The organism is Paenibacillus sp. FSL P4-0176, from assembly GCF_037975265.1.
In the GTDB taxonomy this organism is placed as follows: Bacteria; Bacillota; Bacilli; order Paenibacillales; family Paenibacillaceae; genus Paenibacillus; species Paenibacillus amylolyticus.
Genome location: NZ_CP150242.1, coordinates 3,627,978 through 3,647,054 on the forward strand (window position 1 = coordinate 3,627,978; position 19,077 = coordinate 3,647,054).

General features: G+C 43.1%; 15 protein-coding genes. 11 read left to right on the forward strand and 4 right to left on the reverse strand.

All coding sequences use genetic code 11. The annotated features are described in order from the left end of the window. Positions 1-83 precede the first annotated feature (83 nt). Positions 84-1,058 (reverse strand): HTH domain-containing protein, encoded by a 975-nt coding sequence (locus MKY95_RS16425; protein ID WP_036615582.1) that lies wholly within the window; start codon positions 1,056-1,058, stop codon positions 84-86. A gap of 105 nt (positions 1,059-1,163) precedes the next feature. Here MKY95_RS16425 and MKY95_RS16430 point away from each other — a divergent pair, with 105 nt between their 5' ends. From MKY95_RS16430 to cls, 5 genes are all read left to right on the forward strand, one after another. Further along, complete coding sequence (locus MKY95_RS16430) at positions 1,164-1,643, forward strand: GyrI-like domain-containing protein (RefSeq protein ID WP_339199869.1); 480 nt, start codon at positions 1,164-1,166, stop codon at positions 1,641-1,643. A gap of 330 nt (positions 1,644-1,973) precedes the next feature. Next, positions 1,974-3,152, forward strand: coding sequence for an IS110 family transposase (locus tag MKY95_RS16435; protein WP_339194353.1), 1,179 nt, complete (start codon positions 1,974-1,976; stop codon positions 3,150-3,152). 207 nt (positions 3,153-3,359) lie between these two features. Further along, positions 3,360-3,707 (forward strand): S-Ena type endospore appendage, encoded by a 348-nt coding sequence (locus MKY95_RS16440; protein WP_076317822.1) that lies wholly within the window; start codon positions 3,360-3,362, stop codon positions 3,705-3,707. An 84-nt stretch (positions 3,708-3,791) separates the two neighbouring features. Further along, on the forward strand, positions 3,792-4,136 hold the full coding sequence (locus MKY95_RS16445) for an S-Ena type endospore appendage (protein ID WP_339199872.1): 345 nt from the start codon (positions 3,792-3,794) through the stop codon (positions 4,134-4,136). Between the two features lie 211 nt (positions 4,137-4,347). After that, the gene (gene cls, locus MKY95_RS16450; RefSeq protein WP_253508632.1) at positions 4,348-5,787 is read left to right on the forward strand and encodes a cardiolipin synthase; all 1,440 of its coding nucleotides are present in this window, start codon (positions 4,348-4,350) and stop codon (positions 5,785-5,787) included. A 162-nt stretch (positions 5,788-5,949) separates the two neighbouring features. Here the strand turns inward: cls and MKY95_RS16455 are convergent, their stop codons facing one another. From MKY95_RS16455 to MKY95_RS16465, 3 genes are read right to left on the reverse strand one after another with little or no spacing between them, the layout of a single operon-like run. Next, positions 5,950-7,071: a Ger(x)C family spore germination protein gene (locus MKY95_RS16455; RefSeq protein WP_076317819.1), complete on the reverse strand. Its 1,122-nt coding sequence runs from the start codon at positions 7,069-7,071 to the stop codon at positions 5,950-5,952. Next, positions 7,068-8,156: an endospore germination permease gene (locus MKY95_RS16460; protein WP_036615569.1), complete on the reverse strand. Its 1,089-nt coding sequence runs from the start codon at positions 8,154-8,156 to the stop codon at positions 7,068-7,070. The genes MKY95_RS16455 and MKY95_RS16460 overlap by 4 nt, the downstream gene beginning before the upstream one ends. Then, the gene (locus MKY95_RS16465) at positions 8,149-9,612 is read right to left on the reverse strand and encodes a spore germination protein (RefSeq protein ID WP_076317817.1); all 1,464 of its coding nucleotides are present in this window, start codon (positions 9,610-9,612) and stop codon (positions 8,149-8,151) included. The genes MKY95_RS16460 and MKY95_RS16465 overlap by 8 nt, the downstream gene beginning before the upstream one ends. Before the next feature lie 232 nt (positions 9,613-9,844). Between MKY95_RS16465 and MKY95_RS16470 the strand changes: the two genes are divergently transcribed. The 6 genes from MKY95_RS16470 (at position 9,845) to MKY95_RS16495 (ending at position 19,059) form a co-directional block, all read left to right on the forward strand. Further along, positions 9,845-12,145 (forward strand): stalk domain-containing protein, encoded by a 2,301-nt coding sequence (locus MKY95_RS16470; protein WP_076317816.1) that lies wholly within the window; start codon positions 9,845-9,847, stop codon positions 12,143-12,145. Positions 12,146-12,314: 169 nt separating this feature from the next. Continuing rightward, on the forward strand, positions 12,315-14,600 hold the full coding sequence (locus MKY95_RS16475; RefSeq protein ID WP_339199876.1) for a DEAD/DEAH box helicase: 2,286 nt from the start codon (positions 12,315-12,317) through the stop codon (positions 14,598-14,600). A gap of 20 nt (positions 14,601-14,620) precedes the next feature. Beyond that, the gene (locus MKY95_RS16480; RefSeq protein WP_076317814.1) at positions 14,621-15,376 is read left to right on the forward strand and encodes a class I SAM-dependent methyltransferase; all 756 of its coding nucleotides are present in this window, start codon (positions 14,621-14,623) and stop codon (positions 15,374-15,376) included. Between the two features lie 200 nt (positions 15,377-15,576). After that, positions 15,577-16,524 (forward strand): ABC transporter permease subunit, encoded by a 948-nt coding sequence (locus MKY95_RS16485; protein ID WP_036671347.1) that lies wholly within the window; start codon positions 15,577-15,579, stop codon positions 16,522-16,524. Between the two features lie 13 nt (positions 16,525-16,537). Further along, the gene (locus tag MKY95_RS16490; RefSeq protein WP_253508644.1) at positions 16,538-17,407 is read left to right on the forward strand and encodes a carbohydrate ABC transporter permease; all 870 of its coding nucleotides are present in this window, start codon (positions 16,538-16,540) and stop codon (positions 17,405-17,407) included. A gap of 65 nt (positions 17,408-17,472) precedes the next feature. Beyond that, the gene (locus tag MKY95_RS16495) at positions 17,473-19,059 is read left to right on the forward strand and encodes an extracellular solute-binding protein (RefSeq protein ID WP_036671349.1); all 1,587 of its coding nucleotides are present in this window, start codon (positions 17,473-17,475) and stop codon (positions 19,057-19,059) included. Positions 19,060-19,077: the final 18 nt, after the last annotated feature.

Genomic DNA, 19,077 nt, shown 5'->3' on the forward strand with positions numbered 1-19,077 from the left:
TTTGGTTTTCCGTACTGAACCCTCAGCCTGAATTCAGGTAAGGCATTGTTAGATAATGGAGAGACTAGGTAGGAGGGGGCTGCTCACTGCTTCATTTGATATAAGCTTAATCTATCTTGTACAGCATTCAGGGCTTCTTTCGGAATTTCCTTCACCTTGATATCTTCTCCTAGAAAAAGCAACCAATTGGTGATTTCGGTTAACTCTTCTGAGTTATGAACATTCATAAATGCCTTTAGGAGAGCCGTAGTCTGGTATGGATTTGTATAGGCAATTGAAAACTTTAAAGGATGGTATTTTTTGAATTGCGCAATCGCCTTTGGGCCAAGTTCCAGGACAAGGTTGATAACTTCTTCCTGCGTATTTCGTTTGAGTTGTTCTACAATCTTTTTTGTACTCAGTCTTTTTTTCGCCGGGTATGCTTCGACATGGATGAGGTTGTCAACGGATACGATTCGTCTTTTTTCTTCCTCCAAGTCAAAACCTTCAATGATCCAATGGCCTTTTTGATGATGAAGGTGCAAGAGAACAATGGGATAGGATTTTGTTTTCTTCTCTTCTTGGACAGTAACTAACAAATAACGTTCTATAAGAAGAATTTGGATGAGTTTCTCCAAAGTAGGGTGAGGCAGGTCTGATAGATCAAGCAAGTCTGGATTACGGGGATTGGTTCCTTCAAAAAGCAATATTTGATTCAAATGTACAAGGTCATCTTGCTGATTTTCTGAGATAAGGCCCAATAATTTTTCAGCCAAAGATTGACGACTCTTCAGATAAGGAAGCTGTTGATTTCTTGTCGCCATAAAAGCAATGAATAACGCTTTGATTTCATTATCGGTAAACCGTACCGTGGGCAGGAGGGAGTTGTTCATGACAAAATAACCCCCGGCCCGCCCAACTTCAGCGACAAGTGGCATTCCCATGGCTTCAATTTCTCTGATATCTCGAATGGCTGTCGAACGAGAAATATTAAATTCTCGCATGATTTCAGAGATGGTAAAGTGTGCACGGTTATTGATATACCGCGTGATGGTATTAATGCGTTCAACTTTTTTCATTGGGCCCCCTAAACAGTATCATATTCTGACATGATTTAAGGTTATTATAAACCTATCAAGTGAAAACACAAATCAATTGAAAATTGAAAGAGGACGGTGTAAACCATGAGTAATTATCATTTCGAAGAAAAAGAGAGCTTTATCGTGTTAGGTATTGGAACGGATCTTAAGAGCGACTATACAGACTATGTTGGCATCAGCAAGGAGAAGGCGGATTTTTGGTCCACGGTGAAAGAGGATGGAAGCCTGGACAAACTAAAGTCTCTGGCAACAAACGACTACATTTTTGCAGTAAACGAAGCAGTAAATAACCAGATGATGCATTATGCTGGTGTCATGACAGCAGAAAATTTGCCAGAAGCAACGAGAGTAATCCAATTTCCTAAGGGAGAATACCTGGTTGTGAAGGGCGAAGCTGAAACGGCTGATGCGCTCAATAATATGCTTACTGGCATTGCCTTTGGTCAAGCCCTCCCCGTAGAAAAAGATTATGCCTATGTTGGCGGTCCAAATACAACAGTTGAAATGGGAGAGAAAAACGGTTTGGTATATGGTGAAATGTGGATTCCTGTTGTAAGGAACTAACGAGCAGGGGAGATTGGATAGTCGGTCGTATATCGTTTAAAGTCACGAACATAGTACTATTAAAAGCCGCTAATGTAGCGGTTTTTCGTATTATCAGGTTAGCCAGTAATTACTGGTTGGCCTTTTTTTGTGGTCGTTTTACGATGGGGGAAGCCGGGAGAACGTGGCGGTTTTAGGGGCTAGGACCTCGTAACAAAAACAGTTCTCCCACGACCTCCAAAAGACCATGTTTGGGCTGGTAGGGGCAGCTGACCCCGTATAACAAGCGAAGCTATGGGTTTGGAACCATCGTGGAAAGGACCGGCGAAACGAAAGATAAGGAGTGAGGACATGGAACCTGTTGTTGGTGTAGATGTCGCTAAAGGTTCAAGTGTGATACAGGCGTTTCAAAAACGAAATGAGCCCGTTGGTAAAGCTATCGTCATTGAGCATGTTGCGAATGGATTCGAACAATTTACGGAGGTGTTAGGGGCCCTTCAAGCCGAAACGGGTGTTGCTCCAGTGGTTGTTTTGGAGGCGACTGGGCATTACCATCGTGCCTTGGTGTCCTGTCTGAATCGGAGTGGCTATACCTACTACATTGTGAATCCCTTGCAATCCAAGCGAGCGAAGGGAACGCAGTTACGCAAAGTTAAAACAGATGCTGCAGATGCTTGGCATCTGGCAGAGATGTACTATCGCGGCGACGTGAAGCCGCATCGAAATTGGGATGAGACGTTTACAGAGCTACAGCATTTGACTAGGCAGCATGAGTTTGTCACGGGAATCTTTGTGCAGGCGAAGCTGAACAGCAGAGCCTTGCTGGAGCAAGTTTTTCCGACGTATGAGCAGATATTTTACAATGTGTTTTCAACAACATCATTGACGGTGCTGTCTCATTGTTTGGAGGGAAGTGTGACGAATTGGAATGAAGTCATTCAGGGTAATTCGGGACGATCCCATTCCAAGCGATGGACCAATGAAAAAGCGAGAAAACTGGAGGAAGTACTGGATGAATGGAGAGAAATTCGGCGTAGCCCCGCTCAAAGCAAGGCACTGCTCGGAATGGTCTCTTTATTGTTGACGATGATTCGGCAACTGGAGGAACTCGAAAAACAAATGGAGGAACTTGCAGAAAATCTGCCTGAAGTCGGACTGGTGAGAAGTATCCCGGGAATTGGAACGAAACTGGCCGCAGCCATTGTAGCTGAACTAGGTGATGTGAAACAGTTTAGTGATGCGAAGCAACTTGTAGCGTTTGCGGGCCTTGACCCAGGGATTTTCAGTTCAGGAAAGTTCACAGCGACAAGTACACGAATTACGAAACGAGGCTCTAAAAGGCTCAGACGTTCACTATATTTAGCGGTGCAATGTGGAATGCGAAAGAATGCGAATGCAAGAATCCGTTCGTACTACGAGAAAAAAAGAAACGAGGGCAAGCCCTACAAGGTGGCCGTGATCGCCTGCGCAAACAAGCTGTTACATCACATTTTCGCCATCTTGCAGAAAGGCCAGCCCTACCAAGTGTAATCCATATTTAACCAAAACCTCCATACCCGTGGAGGTTATTCGTGTTGGTCGGAAAAAGTATACCACGAAAAGAGAACTCATCCAACCAGAAATGCTTGACAAACATTAGCTGGTTTTTGTTGTTCATTAGGAGCATAATCATACATGAAAACAGCAGATCACTAATAAAATAAATGAAAGGAAGAATTATGGAAGGGAGCAGTCTGAGTGAATACTCGTCTCGCTGAAACAACTATTTGTGGGGAGTTCCATATAAATTCAGCAAACATAACAGAGGTTTTAACGCTGTGGTCAGCATCTTCAACCTTAAAAGTACATGGTACAGTAAGTATTTATAATCATAAACAAAGTAATTCATCTGTCTTTTTGAACATAATACATAATGAAGGAACGTGTTCGCTTCCTGTTCTACCGGGTAACACCTGTGCTTTTAGCTGTGCCGGAATGCATCATATTGAAGTGGAGATTGAAAAGAGCTTAAACAATATTGCAAGCGGCACATTTGGAATAGATATATACTATCAAGTTCTAAATGAAGAAGAGGATGAGGAATAAATGGAAACAAAGTTGGAATAGCCCGAACCACTACTATCTCCCCACATATATTTATAGAAAGAGCATTTTTAAGGAGGTTCACAAATGGCTCAAATTGGTAATTGTAATAATACGGTTTCTCCAGCGGTGGTGAACGATGCCGTATGTACTACGATAAATTTGTCAGATACGGGAGGGACACCAACAATTATATACGAAAATTCCTCAACGTTTCTGATAAACGGAACTATTCTAATTGAGAATAACGGAGTGGGGGCTTCACCCACCGCTGCTTTGCTTATTGACGGTGTTCAAATTCCTGGTTTTGTCGTAGCCCCAGGTAGCAGTAGATCTTATACTGCACCAACAATTAATTCTATAAGTCTCATTGGAGCCGGTGCGGGAACAACAAGTATCAAAATAGCGTTCTCTTTGAATTACAGATTCTAAGTATAGTATATTCAATGTGAAAGAATCCCTTCTTTTATAGAAAGTGGATTCTTTTTTAGTTCGATGTCAAGTGATTATCATTTAATAGATTTAGTATTCCTCAAGTATGTTATCATATTCTTTGTGATGGCGGCTTCATTCGAGAACAGCTAAGTAATAAGCACTTTTTATTATTTACATAAAGTCAATGGAAGGCAGGAGATATAGCAGTATGGTCACGCTGATACTTTCGCTCGTTATGATTATAAACATATTACTCTCAGCGGTATTTTTGTTTTTTGAAAGGAGAGACATTGGTTATACTTGGGCCTGGCTCATGATATTTTACTTCATTCCTATTTTAGGTTTTATCGTTTATCTCTTTTTGGGACGTAACCTTAAAAAGAAAAATTTCTACGGACTTTCAGTTGAAGAGAGAAACTCCCTAAAGTTAATTGTCGAGAACCAGTTAGTGACATTGAAGGAGCAACGTAAGGAAAACAACCCCCTGCTCATGAAATATGCTGACCTGATTCAATTGAATCTCACATCATCCAATGCAATCCTAACCAATGACAATGAGATATTCATCTTCGATGATGGACAAGAGAAATTTGATTCATTATTTGCTGATATCAAGGAAGCCAAGAAAGAGATTAACATCCAATATTACATTATTCAACCGGATTCCTTAGGGAAGAAATTACGAGATGAATTAACTATAAAAGCTAAAGAAGGCGTAAAAGTGCGAGTTCTCTATGACGAAATTGGTTCAAAGAAACTTTCATTGAAGTTTTTCAGAGAACTGATCTCTGCCGGTGGAGAAGTAGAGGTCTTTTTCCCGTCACTGATTAGGCCATTAAATTTCCGTATGAATAATCGAAATCATCGAAAACTTTGTATTATTGATGGGGAGATTGCTTATATTGGCGGATTTAATCTGGGAAATGAGTATCTAGGCATGGATAAAAAGTTTGGATATTGGCGTGATACACATTTTAAAATGCACGGAGATGCCGTTAATCATATTCAAGGAAGGTTTATTCTGGATTGGAAACACGCCAGCAAATCCGATCAAGTAAGTTACGAACAATACTCCTTCAACACAGCAAGGCTTGATGGTTCAAGTCCAGTTCAGATTGTGTCTAGTGGTCCTAACTCACAGGTGGAACACCTGAAGAATATGTACATCAAGCTTATAGTAAATGCCAAAAAGAGTGTGTATATTCAAACGCCTTACTTTATTCCTGACAGCACTTTTATGGATGCATGTAAAATCGCACTGCTATCCGGGGTGGATCTGCGCATTATGATTCCCAATAAGCCCGATCACCCGTTTGTATATTGGGCGACTTGGGCGTATGCTGGTGAATTATTGGACTATGGAGCCAAGATTCTGTTGTATGATAATGGATTCTTACACGCAAAGACCATTGTAGTAGACGAAGAAGTCGCTTCAGTAGGGACGATGAATATTGATTCCCGGAGCTTTAGGTTGAATTTTGAGGTGAATGCAATTGTATATGACGAGCGAGTTGCGAAACAACTTCAAGAATTGTTTCATCAAGATAGCCAGTTAAGTACAGAACTTACTTCTGATCGTTATAGAAACAGGTCCCTTATTATCAAATTTAAAGAAGGAATATCACGTCTTCTTTCACCTATTTTATAGCTCAGCTTCACTGCCGATGTTATACTCAACCAGGCACGATAAAGCTTTTCACTGAAGTGCTTCTTAACGACTAGAATATTAGCAAATCCTTCTTTTAAGTCAACAGTTAAAAGCTCTCTTCCAGATGGAAGAGAGCTTTCCCAATTGCACGACAGCATGTTATTAATTTAAAACGCCGCTGCCGACTATTGTAACCTTTACTTCCGGGTGAAAACGAACTTGCGCATATTCTTTATTCCAGTTTAGGCTTTTCCATAAGACCGGGTAATGGGCAATTAAATGTCTGCCAATACCGAAGGAATCACAACCACTTTGCTGAAGTGTCTTGATAATTTGTTCTGCGTCCTGAGTCATGTCATCGGTTAACTTGCGGTTCAGACGTTCAATTGTGTCTTTTTCCTGAAGATGATTCATTGCATACTCAACGATCGTTACTGGAAGTTCGATATGGAGGTTCACATCAATTTGGCTATCATTTGCCACCTTTACCGCAAGTTTGCGCTTAATTTGTGCGATATTTGCTTCATAAGTGACATAGTTCCGCGGGTTGCTGGAAGGCCCTGGGTGGACCTTTTTGACAAAACGCGCTGTTTTATTCCATTTCCCACTCATAATAATGTATAGAGGAGCCTGTTCGGTAGTAAGACTCCCATTGAATCTTTGCCCATGAAACAGGGCGATTCCCCGAGCATCAATCTCCTCTCCATCCTTATATAGATAAGGCAGTGTAAAATCCTGTCCCGGATCCAGCATGGGAGGGAGAAGGGTCTCTAACGTCATTTCCGGAAAAATACATAATTCCTCCAGACTCTTAATTTTTTTCGTAATAAAATCACCAATCAATATGCTGCCAACTTTTTTTTGGTGTAACAGATCTCCGGCATCGCCATCCACAATCGCAATTTTCACATGTGATGTTGGGTAATCGGGTTCCCGATATAAGACGTCCAGGTAGGGGTAGATATCATTTTGTGCGAGTTTGTTGCCGTATAAGATCATCCCATATTTAAAAAACCGGATATCACCAGTCACTTTAGCGCGAATTCTATCCGTACTTTGACGGACGGATCTCCCGGTGCCTGAGTGGACTTCATTACCGTTGCTCCCTTGTTGACTCTCAGAATCATCGACAATTTCAAGCGTCTGTTTAATTTCACCCTCTGAGGTGATGTCAAACGCCGAAGCATTAGCTAGTCTTGCATCTTTTAAACTATCCTGATCCCAGCATCCCGTCATCACCATGAGCAGTAACAGGGGGAGAAGAATTTTTCCTCGTTTACTCATATCATCTTCTCTTTTCGTTTCATTATATAAGATAGAACCAACAGGAGCAGAGGCAGGATCATGAGAAAAAAGTATGCCGATCTGTTGGCTATCGTACTAATTAACTCAAGTTTTTCCTTCTGTTGTGGCAGATAGGCAATTATGCAAGAAGCAAGAACGACATAAGGCACCGCTTTTTTATGGTGTTTTTGTTTGAAGAGATAACTTATACCATAGGATGCCGTATAGTAATAGCCACATATGGCCCCGAAAATTGAAATTAACCAGATAGGGAGGAACAGGAAATCGGCCCGATCCATTGTCCCGAGTGGGATAGAGCGGAGCAGATATATGACCGGTTCAGGCATTAAGTCAAGTTGCTGGGGGCTGAACGCCGTTGAACAAATGAACACGGTGAATGCATACAACACCACGACTACAGCACTTGCTAAAGCAACAGACTTGAGTTTGCCACCGCTGCTACCTTCAACCATAGGAAACACAACGAGAAAAAACTCGAATCCAAACATAGCCATTAATGTTTCGGTTGATCCACTAATGATATTGGGCCATCCTGCTTCGGTTAAAGGCAAAAGATATAACAGATTAACTTCCTTGAGTCCATAACTGATCAATACCATCATGGGCAAGACCAAAAAGGAGATGAGTACAAGTACTCGGGCAATGATTCGTAATTTTTGCCGAACCAAATAGATACTGCTGAACAAGAAGAGGGCTAATATAGCCCACCGAGGCGTATCCTGCAGCATCCAGCGGTTAATCACACTGTAGGCGTTCACCAGAACAGAAGTACCCATTAACAGGAAATATCCAACGTAGGCAATGATCAGCAACTTGCCAATCCATTTCCCCGTAATCAGCGTTACAATGTCATAAATGGATGAACTCGGGAATCTTCGCATCAAAAGCCAGCACAACAATATGACAAGTTGGATCAGGAACCCTCCAAGGAATACAGAGATCCACCCACCGCCTTTAGAGAGAAGGTGTATACGGTAAGGGAGGGACAAGATATCTACACCAATTTCAAATTTCAAAATGAGCAAGAATAGTTGTCCCCGAGTAATTGTTGTTTCCTTATTCACGTTTTTTCCAACTCCTAGAGAACTTCTGCTGATTCAGCCGCTGCGGGCGGGCATCATGAGGACGCCCGCGAAGCGCCCAGATGGGAAATCGAATCCATACATCCTTCATGTCGGCTAATCGGAAAGGGGCCACTGGAGCAAAATAAGGCGATCCGAAGTTTTCCATCTTACAGAGGTGAATGGTTAGAATCACCAGACCAAATGCGATGCCGATATATCCAAAAAGCGCCGCTCCAATCATCATTGGAAAGCGGAGAATACGGACTGCCGAACTCATCTCATGCGAAGGCACCAAAAACGACGAGATAGCGGTTAGTGAAACCACAATAATCATTGTATAGGATACAAGCCCCGCACGAACGATAGCATCTCCGATAACCAAACCGCCAACGATGCCGATGGTCTGGCCCACTCGGCTGGGAAGTCGGACCCCGGCTTCTCTTAATACTTCAAAGATCAGTTCAAGCAACATTGCCTCTACAAGTGCAGGAAAGGGGATGTTCTGCAATGATTTCTTGATTGTGTGTGCCAGTTCGATCGGTAAAATAGCGGAGTGAAAAGAGATGGTTGCAATATAAACAGCAGGTAATGTAAAAGCAATGACAAAACTCATCATGCGAATTAAACGTAAAAAGGAACTGACAATCCAGCGACCATGGTAATCATCTGGACTTTGATAAAAAGCAAAAAACGTAACTGGAGCGATAAGAGCTGAAGGACTTCCTTCGGCAAGTATGGCGACACGTCCTTCCATCAAGTTGGCAATAACCCGGTCAGGTCTTTCTGTATTGAGCTGCTGGGGAAACAGAGAGAAGGGGTTATCCTCCATAAACTCTTCAATAAAACCTGGAGCGAGCACCATATCTGAAGATATGGACGTGATTCGCTCTTTTACTTCGCTCACTAACTCCGGATTGGCCAAGTCCTGAAGATATACAACTGCAATTTTGGTATGTGTCTTCTCGCCGACGTTAAAATATCGAACGATTAGGGATGGACTAATAATTTGTCTACGGATCAGATTCAAATTAACCGAAAGCTGCTCTACGAATCCATTGTGCGGCCCTCGAATAACGCCTTCATTCTCCGGTTCGGTTGTGCTTCGGACATACATTTTCTCGGTAGAAAGAATGTAAAACTCCGGGTGCCCGTCGATTATGTAAAGACATTTCCCTTGAATAAGTGAATCTATTCCACGTTGCAGATCCGTATCTTTTCGACTTTCTAAAGTGGTGAACGATGGGTAGATTTCCGAATGAGCTTGGCCATTCAGTGCTGTTAAGACATGTGTTTGAATGATCTCCTGATCTACAAGTGAATCGATATAGAGAAGCACACTCTGTACACCATTAAGTAGAAGCTGTTGTTGTTTCAAATCGTCAGTACAGTAGAGGGACTGTTCAACATAAGAAATATTCATTTTTAATTCAGAAAAAGCCTGATTGGTTGGGGTCATTGATCCACCTCTTTATAAAATGCGACATGGATTATCTTGTGCAAAATCAAGACTATTATGCAATAGACGCTTCTTATTCAAAGAACTTATAACCAAACATTGAAAAAATAGTTGCACAAAAATCCATAATTTACAATTCAATTAGAAACTTTTTCCTAAATCTAGCGTCTAATATTATGACTTTTTGAGGGGTTATACATTACTAGAGAGTAGAAGGAGCCAAAGACAACACATGAATATGAAGAAGAAACTATCCATTTTTACCGCTTTAGCCGTTTTTCAAGCATTTGCAGTCGGTTCTGTGAGTGCGCAATCAGTACCGCAAGGTGACACCGCGTCAGTAAACACAGCCAATGTAGAATCAGTTGAGGTGTTACAGCAAGAGCAGCCGATTGCAGAGCGTGAAGTGAAGACGGAGAGCAATAACAAATCTATCAATACTCCGCCCACTGAAGCCAAGGACACTCAAACCTCAACCGGCACTGAGGCAACACCCAAAACAGATAGCGAGAAGCCTGCATTGGATGGGGGAGAGACCCCTGCAAACGAAACGGGTACAAAACCTGTAGTTCAAGAGGAAACCCCTGAGATGGTTGAAACGCCAGCTACGCCTGCTCAGATAGAGCAACCATCCGTTGATGGGACGTCTCCTGCAGTAGCAGGTGGAAATCTGACGTTGTACATGAATAGCAACAAAATGGAGCAGGATGGAAAAACGTATCTTGCTGGACAGCCAATGGCTGTAAAAAACGGTGTATCCTATGTTGCAATCCGTGCGTTGGTTGACCGTGTGGGATATGGCGTCAAATACGATAACAAAACCAAGGAAACCATCATTATTAGTGGTGAGGATGAACTCCGATTCAAAACTAACAGCAAGGACTATACGGTTAATGGAGAGACCAGAACGATGAAAGGCCCTGCTTATCAGCAAAAAAGTACTTTCATGGTGCCGTTAACTTCCATTACTCAAGCTCTGAACATCACCTATAAAGTGAATCAGTCGGCTAAAACGGTTGTGTTGAATCTTAATACAAAACCTGTTGCAAGCTTTACCATTTCCCAAAAGGAAATCTTTGCGGGTGATCAAGTGGACTACGTGACTTCTTCCAGTTCACCTAATGGAATGGATATCGTTGACGAACGCTGGACTGGTCGCCAGGATTCATTTGATCAAGCAGGTACATATACGATTTCATATCAAGTACAGGATTCCAATGGTCAATGGAGTGATCCCTATTCAACTACGATTGAAGTTTTGGCTCCTAATCTTCCTCCTGTAGCCATGTTCGCCACGGATAAAGAAGAGTATAAAATGGGCGAAAAAATAACATACACAGACCAAAGTACAGATGATGAAAATAATATTGTTAAAGCGGCGTGGGAGAACAATTCACTTGCGTTCTTTGAACCGGGTCCAAAAACGGTGACACTTACAGTTACTGACAATCACGGTGCTACGAACACGTACTCCAAAGTCATCACCATAACCAATGAGACCTTATATTCATTTACCGATTTTAATTTACTCTTCACGCCGGTAGGACAGAAATTCACCTTTAACGGCGGCGAAGTGACTACGATGGAGAAAGTGCCTTATACGTACATGGATGAGCCAAGTTTGCTGATTCGCAGTAACAGTCCGGAAACTGTGAATACGGAAGGCATTGTATATAAAGAATCATCTTTGGGGCAGACCCGTTTCATGATTCACCACGTGAACAATACAGGCAAAAGAGTAAAAATGTATGTGATTGCAACCAATAACAACCCAAATCCGGCCGTATTTGAACAACAGAATATGGGCTTTGCCGGACCTACTCCGTATGCTACCGTAGCTGGGAAATTGTCTATTGATAAATGGTTCAAGTCGATTCAGACTGGAGCGGATCAAAAGAAAGAGTACCTTCAACCTGGAGAAAGCAAACTCATTTTGACCGAACTTAATAAAACGCCGATGAAAGAAGGACAAGTCATCTCTCTCTATTCGGACGCTTATAGCGATTATTCCTTAGACTATAACGTTATCCTGGTGGAAGAAAATAAAGATCCGTTCGAAGCTCTGCCATTGCTACCTGTGCTTGATCGTGACGGAGTGCACAACCGTGGTACGTACCCGAATGCGACTCGCGTTATAAAGTACGATGAGCACGTGGGAATCAAACCTGCCCGTCTGCCACTTGGTGACAATTCAAGCGATCCCAATCTGGTAGGAACAGATCCGATGGCTTACACAGACGCATCCAATGCGGGTAATTTCGGCGTATTGTACAAAATCACGCTGACCAATGTTGCACCACGTACGCTTATCTCCTTTAACCCTCGTGGAGGGAAGTACTCCGGAGTAGCTCTGGTGAACAATCAGTTGGTATCGATTGCCGATGGTAACGTTGCGGTTGCCAATTCAAGTGAACAAAGCGTGCTTTACCGCACCGGGTCAACTGGAGAGAGCGTAACCATTCTATTCTCTGCCGCGCCGGGAAGCAACCTGCCGGTCAATCTGCTCTTTACACCACTCCCATCGGAGAAGTAATGTAGGTTTCTCTTATAATGAATGGTTTGGTGGCACGCTGATCATCGACAGAAAAGACTCCATATGGAGTCTTTTCTTTTCATAAGGCAATATGAGGATGTACGCAATGGATGCAGCTAAAAAAGCCATATATAGCACCGCTATTTCTACTTAGGAGGAATCAATTCCGATGAATGTAGTCGTCAAGTTGATACGTGAATTGAAAGAGCGGGATACCCGGCGTTTGTTGAAAGATTATCGAGATAGAGTGGAGCTTATCAGGAAACGGAATTTGGAAACTTGGGACGATCAGCGCCTGCAAGCGGAATCCCTTCGGCTGCAAGAAGAAGCAAGATTAGGCACGTCTTTGGATGAGTTACTTGTTGATGCTTATGCTTTAGTCTGCGAGGCTGCGAAGAGAACACTCGGATTACGGCCTTACGATGTCCAGATTATGGCTGCTATCGCTTTGCACGAAAGATTTTTGATCGAGCAGCATACCGGTGAAGGAAAAACACTCTCTGCTGTTATGCCTGTTTATCTCAACGCTTTGACAGGCAAAGGCGTTCATGTGCTTACTTTTAACGACTACTTGGCAAATCGAGATGCAGCGTGGATGGGCCCGATCTATCGCTTCCTCGGGTTAACGGTAAGCTCGGTTCAAGCGGGCATGAGCCTGTTCGAGAAACGAGAAGCTTACGCCAAGGACATAACCTATGTTACAGCTAAAGAAGCAGGGTTCGATTATTTGCGCGACACAATCGCATTCAATGAAGCTGATACCGTGCATCGTCCTTTCCATTACGTCATCGTCGACGAAGCAGATTCATTGCTTCTTGATGAAGCACGAGTGCCACTAGTCATTAGTGGCGATTCGAGTGCTTCCAAAAGTGATGGCGTTCTTTTCGCAGAAGTGGCCCGGCAGCTGCAGCCAGGAGAGCATTACGATTTTGACGAGTTCCAGCGGAACGTTTACTTGAATGAAGCGGGTGCTGCAAAAGCAGAGTTGCTGCTGGGATGTGGCAATTTGTACGATAGCCATAACAGTCATTGGTTAACGTCATTGAATTGTGCGCTGCATGTGGAATCGTTATTAAAAAAAGACGTTGATTACATCGTCCGGGACGGTGTAATCGAGCTAATCGAAGAACACACCGGCCGTGTGGCCGAGAACAGGTATTTGCCGGATGGGTTGCAAGCTGCGCTGATGGCAAAAGAAGGGTTGCAGTGGAAGGCCGGTGGTAGAATTCTCGGCACGATCACGATTCAGCACTTTATTAGCCTGTATTCGGGAATTTGCGGAATGACGGCTACGGCTCACTCTTCAGCAATGGAATTTGAGGATATCTATGCGTTACAAGTCGTGCAAATTCCGCCAAACCAGCCAAACATACGGATCGACCACAAACACCGAATTTACACCCATAAAGAAGCCAAATATAAGGCGCTTGTACAAGAAATCTCTTCCGTCCATAGGATGGGACGCCCCATTCTTATTGGTACGTCAAGCGTCGAGGAATCTGATATGCTGGCGAAGGCGCTTGCCGCTGCTGGCGTACCTTGCCAGGTTCTGAATGCCAAAAACGATGCAAAAGAAGCCGAAATCATCGCTAAAGCGGGAGAAATAGGCGCGGTAACGGTATCTACGAATATGGCAGGGCGCGGCGTCGACATTCGTCTCGGCGGTGGTAATCCCGCTCAGGCAGAAGTGGTTGCCAAACTGGGCGGATTATACGTGATCGGTACATATGTGAACGAAAGCATGCGGATTGATGACCAGTTGCGCGGACGTTGCGGCCGCCAAGGTGACCCTGGGTCTTCCGTATTTTATATTAGCCTGGAGGACGAGTTGATGCTTCGCTTTGGCATTCATAAACTGTTTCGCGCTCCAAATCAGGACGAGGTTCTTGATGGTCCGGCGCTCCACAGCAAAATCGAGCATATCCAGCGCGTTATTATAGGTCAAAACTTCGATATTCAGCGGGAATTGAACTGTTACTCGGATATGGTGGAGGATCAGAGGCGAATTCTATATGAAGAACGGCTCGGAATTATGAAAGCTGAGAGACTGATGAGTCCATCGGAGCAGCGTGTACGGCTTTTTTATATCGACGAGTTCTGGGCTGACCATCTGGCATTCGTTTCTTACATTCGTGAAAGCATTCATCTCGAGAGCATTACCAGTCGTAACCCGATCGACGAGTTTCATACGCAAATCACCCAAGCATTCGAGCAAATTCCGGCTAAAATTGATCATGAATCGGCGAATATGCTTAGAAAACTCGGAGGTTCGAATGATCCCGGGAAATGGGAACAGTTCGGTCTGAACAGTCCTATTTCGACTCGGACTTATATGATCAACGATCAATACAGCCAAGATAAGCGCAGCTCATGGACCGGAACGACGGTATTTGCTTTTTGGGGCAGTAAGATTTTGAAGCTATTACTGAAGCCAGTATATAGGATGTCAAAATAGTGATGGGAGCGTGACGATCGATGAACAATAGAGAACGGTTTTCGAGCCGGGTCGATTCGTATTTGAAATACCGCCCGAGTTATCCAAAAGAGGCTATTGACTATTTGTACGACGTCGTTGGTTTACGTGTGAGCAGTAATATAGCAGACATCGGTTCAGGCACTGGCATCATCTCAAAACTACTTCTGGAACGCGGAAGCTATGTAATCGCGGTGGAGCCAAATCAGGCAATGCGGGAAGCCGCCGAGCAAATGTTAGAAAGTAATCCGAAATTTCAGAGTACATCAGGTTCTGCAGAATCTACAGGATTACCTGATCAGTCGGTTGATTTTATTGTCTGCGCTCAGGCATTTCACTGGTTTGATCGCTCCGCAGCCCAAATCGAGTTTCGCAGAATTCTACAGCCGGGTGGGAAAGTAATACTCATCTGGAATTCACGTCTTACTAACGGTACTCCATTTCGTGAAGAGTACAATCAACTGCTCCATACATATGGAACCGACTACGAAAAAGTTAATCATAAAAATATTTCTCAGGCGATGCTTCTCTCTTTTTTCATGGAAGGTTCAATGCATGAAATGCGATTCAAAATGAGTCAGGAGTTCGATTTCGAGGGATTGAAAGGCCGGTTGTTATCATCTTCTTACAGCCCTGTACCCGGGCATGCAAATTACGATCCAATGATGACAGAACTACGGAATTTATTTGATAAAAATAATCAAAATGGTCTTGTTGAATTCGATTATGAAACTGAGATTTTTTGGGGAGAAGTATAAATACGGCATTTGAAAGTCGCTATTATAGCGGCTTTTTTTTATTTTAGCAGAACAAGTTCTTGTCTCAGTTGCCGGAATTAGCTGTTGGAACGAGCCCAGGCACACTTCCTTAAAATCTTATAAGAAATTCTTGATATTTCAGAAATTTATCCGAAAGGCGGGTGCTATTATACAAATACAAACAAAGACGAGGTGATGAAATGCAAGCAAAGTTGGCAGCGGACGCCATTCCCATCTCCAAAAAGCGAAAGACATGGATAAGGACGATACAAAAGCACAAAGTGATGTATGCTCTCTTATTACCAGCTTTAATTTACTTTGCGGTATTCAAATACATTCCTATGGCGGGAATTATGATTGCTTTTAAAAACTACAACCTGGCTTTGGGACTATGGGATAGTCCATGGGTGGGATTCAAAAATTTTACGGATTTTATGAACGGCGTTTATTTCTGGGACATCATGAAAAATACGATCGTCATATCGTTGTATAAGCTATTGTTCGGTTTCTCCGCGCCCATCGTGCTTGCTTTACTCCTCAATGAAGTGTATAGCCAATGGTTTAAGAAAATCGTACAGACGATCACTTATTTACCTCATTTTCTATCATGGGTCATTGTGTATGGAATTATGGTAGCCTTACTAGCCCCAGGGGATGGTCTCTTTAACATGATTTTGAAGGATTTTGGTGTTGAACCCATCTCGTTTCTAACGGAACCTGCCTGGGGCAGAATGCTGATCATCTTATCTGAAGTATGGAAGGATATTGGATGGGGGGCGATTTTGTACCTTGCCGCCTTGGCAGGAATCGATCCAAGCTTGTATGAAGCGGCTCGAATGGATGGTGCATCCAAATGGAGACAGCTCTGGCATATCACGTTACCTGGCATTCGAGGAGTCATTATTCTGATGCTGATTCTTAAATTAAGCCATATCCTGGATGCGGGATTTGACCAAATATTCATGTTTGCCAACACCTTTAACCAGGAGAAGATCGATATTATCGACACATGGGTATACCGCGAAGGGTTGGAACGTCTTAAGATTGGCTTGGCTACGGCTGTAGGATTGTTTAAAGCTGTCATCGGATTTGCTTTAGTGTTGGCAGCGAATAAGCTCGCCAAAAAATTCGATGGGCAAATCTGGTGAGGTGGTCTTTAGAATGATCCATATGACAATCGGGGAAAAAGTCTGGCAAATCGTCGTTTATGTAGTTCTTATTATATTATCCCTACTGTGCGTGCTGCCCTTTCTATATGTGGTTGCTGTCTCCGTAACACCAGAATCGGAAGTATTAAGAAGAGGGATTGTGATTATACCAGAATCCTTTACCTTTCTGGCCTATAAAGAAGTATTCATCTCGCATGGGATCTGGCAGGCGTATAAAATTACGTTATTTCGAACGATTGTAGGGACTGCGTTAAATGTGTTTTTTACGGTAATCGCGGCCTACCCGTTATCCAAAAAATATTTGCCCGGAAGAAGTCCGTTTTTACTCTTCATTGTGTTTACCATGATGTTCAGTGGGGGATTAATTCCGACTTATTTACTAATCCGCTCTCTAGGATTGTTAAACAGTCCTTGGGTATTGATTATTCCAAATCTCATTAGTGCATTTAATCTGGTGATTATTAAAGGTTTTTTTGAGCAATTACCTGGTGAAATCGAGGAATCAGCGAGGGTAGACGGTGCCAGTGAACTTCAGACGTTATGGCGGATCATTTTACCCCTGTCCTTACCCGTCCTGTCCACCATTTCCTTATTTTACGCAGTCGGGCATTGGAACAGTTATTTTGATGCTATTGTATATATCAATGATTCCAACTACATGCCACTTCAAGTGATTTTGCGCAACATCCTGCTTAACGTCGCAACTCAAAGCGCTGATTCGCTCGCCAATTCCGGGGCTGTCAGTACGTTCGCTGTGCAGATGGCTACAGTAGTTGTAACTACAGTCCCGATATTGATCGTTTATCCATTTTTGCAAAAGCATTTTACCAAAGGTGTACTCCTGGGATCCGTTAAAGGATAAAAGGTGTTCCAACCTAACTTATTACGGGGAAACCGTGATAATATACAAGCAAAGGAGAGGTCAATATGCAGCGTAAAAAGATTTCATTTGCTATTCTGTCGGCAATCTTAGGACTTGGAACGCTTTTGTCAGGATGTGGGGGAAATGAAGAAGTTACATCGACAACTTCGAGTAATTCGCAAGGCCAGTCTGGCCAGTTTGCAACCAAAATGAAAATCTCAATGTTTAACCAGGGCACTTTTAATGCTGCTGCTCCGGTACCTCCACGTGATGAAGATATTCAACGCCAAATGTTGGAAGAAGAGATGAACATCGACTTGGAGATGATGATTCCTCAAGCGGGTCAAGCAACAACCAAACTGAATACACTCATTGCAGGCGGGGATATTCCAGACTTGATCTTCTTGAAAAGTCGTGCTGATCTTGCGCAATATTACGACCAAGGAGTTCTTGCGGATTTAACACCGTATATGGACCAATTCCCTGAACTACAGAAACGGTTTGGCACCGACTCATGGGAGGCAATGTCCTATCAAGGAAAAACCATTGGAGTTCCAGGCTATGATAATGTAAACGGTATCAGTCGAAGCTTCTTCATCCGAAACGATTGGCTGAAAAAGCTGAATATGGAGGTACCAACGACACCTGATGAGTTGTTCGAAGTTATGAAAGCCTTTACAGAGAAAGATCCGGACGGGAATGGCAAAAACGATACGTACGGATTCATCGGTGGTATGAATAAAGAAGGTAATCTGCAAACCTATGGCTTTGATAGCTTGATGTGGATGTTTGGCGTCAACCCTCCTTCAGCCGTTGAGATAAAAGATAATGAACCGGTATTTCTGTTTATCGATCCCAAAATGAAAGAGGCGCTTGCTTACATTAATAAAATGATGGCAGCCAAGGTGGTTGACCCGGACTGGGTGACGATGAATTCGCCTGATCTGTTGGACCAAAAGATGTTTAAGGGTAGAGTTGGCTTCATGATCAGAGATGCTCGCAGACTGGAGCCGGACTATCAGCAGAAAATGAAAGAAATTAGTGGCGAGGTGCCGGAATGGATCGTTATTCCTCCGATGAAAGGTCCTTACGGGGATCAAATTGTAGAGAGAAAATCGTTCCAGGGCAATTCATGGGCCATATCCGCAAAAGCGGACGAGGATAAAATCATTCGGATCTTGTCCATGCTGAATTATCTCTTTACGGATGAAGAAGCTTATCCAAACTTTGCATACGGAATCAAAGGCATCCATTGGGATGTTGTAGACGGCAAGATCAAAAATAAAACCTCCGAATTATCAAAGGAAATGAAAGAGAAGTACCTGTGGGTCGATCATTATAGAATGCCACGCCGTGGTGATGATGCGGAGTACTTCAGTTTCCAGAATCCGAAGACGGCGGAAGCTTTCAAGGACAATCAGCAATATGTGGGGCCAACGCTGCCCGGAAATTTATTGACCCCTGACCCTAGCGATACCTTGGATGCTGACCGCACACGTTTCATTAATGAAAGCTTGGTTAAATTTATGACGGGCAAAGAGCCTCTTTCCAACTGGGACAATTTCCTCCAGACGCTGGATACCAAGTTTGACATGCAGAAATATAAGGAAACAGCAATCCAGCAATTTAAAGAAGCCGGCCTTATCAAGTAAAAATAAACGAAGAGAGAG

Coding starts and splice junctions, on each gene's coding strand:
- MKY95_RS16425 (WP_036615582.1), bottom strand. CDS start 1,058: ATGAAAAAAGTTGAACGCATTAATACCATCACGCGGTATATCAATAAC.
- MKY95_RS16430 (WP_339199869.1), top strand. CDS start 1,164: ATGAGTAATTATCATTTCGAAGAAAAAGAGAGCTTTATCGTGTTAGGT.
- MKY95_RS16435 (WP_339194353.1), top strand. CDS start 1,974: ATGGAACCTGTTGTTGGTGTAGATGTCGCTAAAGGTTCAAGTGTGATA.
- MKY95_RS16445 (WP_339199872.1), top strand. CDS start 3,792: ATGGCTCAAATTGGTAATTGTAATAATACGGTTTCTCCAGCGGTGGTG.
- cls (WP_253508632.1), top strand. CDS start 4,348: ATGGTCACGCTGATACTTTCGCTCGTTATGATTATAAACATATTACTC.
- MKY95_RS16455 (WP_076317819.1), bottom strand. CDS start 7,071: ATGAGTAAACGAGGAAAAATTCTTCTCCCCCTGTTACTGCTCATGGTG.
- MKY95_RS16465 (WP_076317817.1), bottom strand. CDS start 9,612: ATGACCCCAACCAATCAGGCTTTTTCTGAATTAAAAATGAATATTTCT.
- MKY95_RS16470 (WP_076317816.1), top strand. CDS start 9,845: ATGAATATGAAGAAGAAACTATCCATTTTTACCGCTTTAGCCGTTTTT.
- MKY95_RS16475 (WP_339199876.1), top strand. CDS start 12,315: ATGAATGTAGTCGTCAAGTTGATACGTGAATTGAAAGAGCGGGATACC.
- MKY95_RS16480 (WP_076317814.1), top strand. CDS start 14,621: ATGAACAATAGAGAACGGTTTTCGAGCCGGGTCGATTCGTATTTGAAA.
- MKY95_RS16485 (WP_036671347.1), top strand. CDS start 15,577: ATGCAAGCAAAGTTGGCAGCGGACGCCATTCCCATCTCCAAAAAGCGA.
- MKY95_RS16490 (WP_253508644.1), top strand. CDS start 16,538: ATGATCCATATGACAATCGGGGAAAAAGTCTGGCAAATCGTCGTTTAT.
- MKY95_RS16495 (WP_036671349.1), top strand. CDS start 17,473: ATGCAGCGTAAAAAGATTTCATTTGCTATTCTGTCGGCAATCTTAGGA.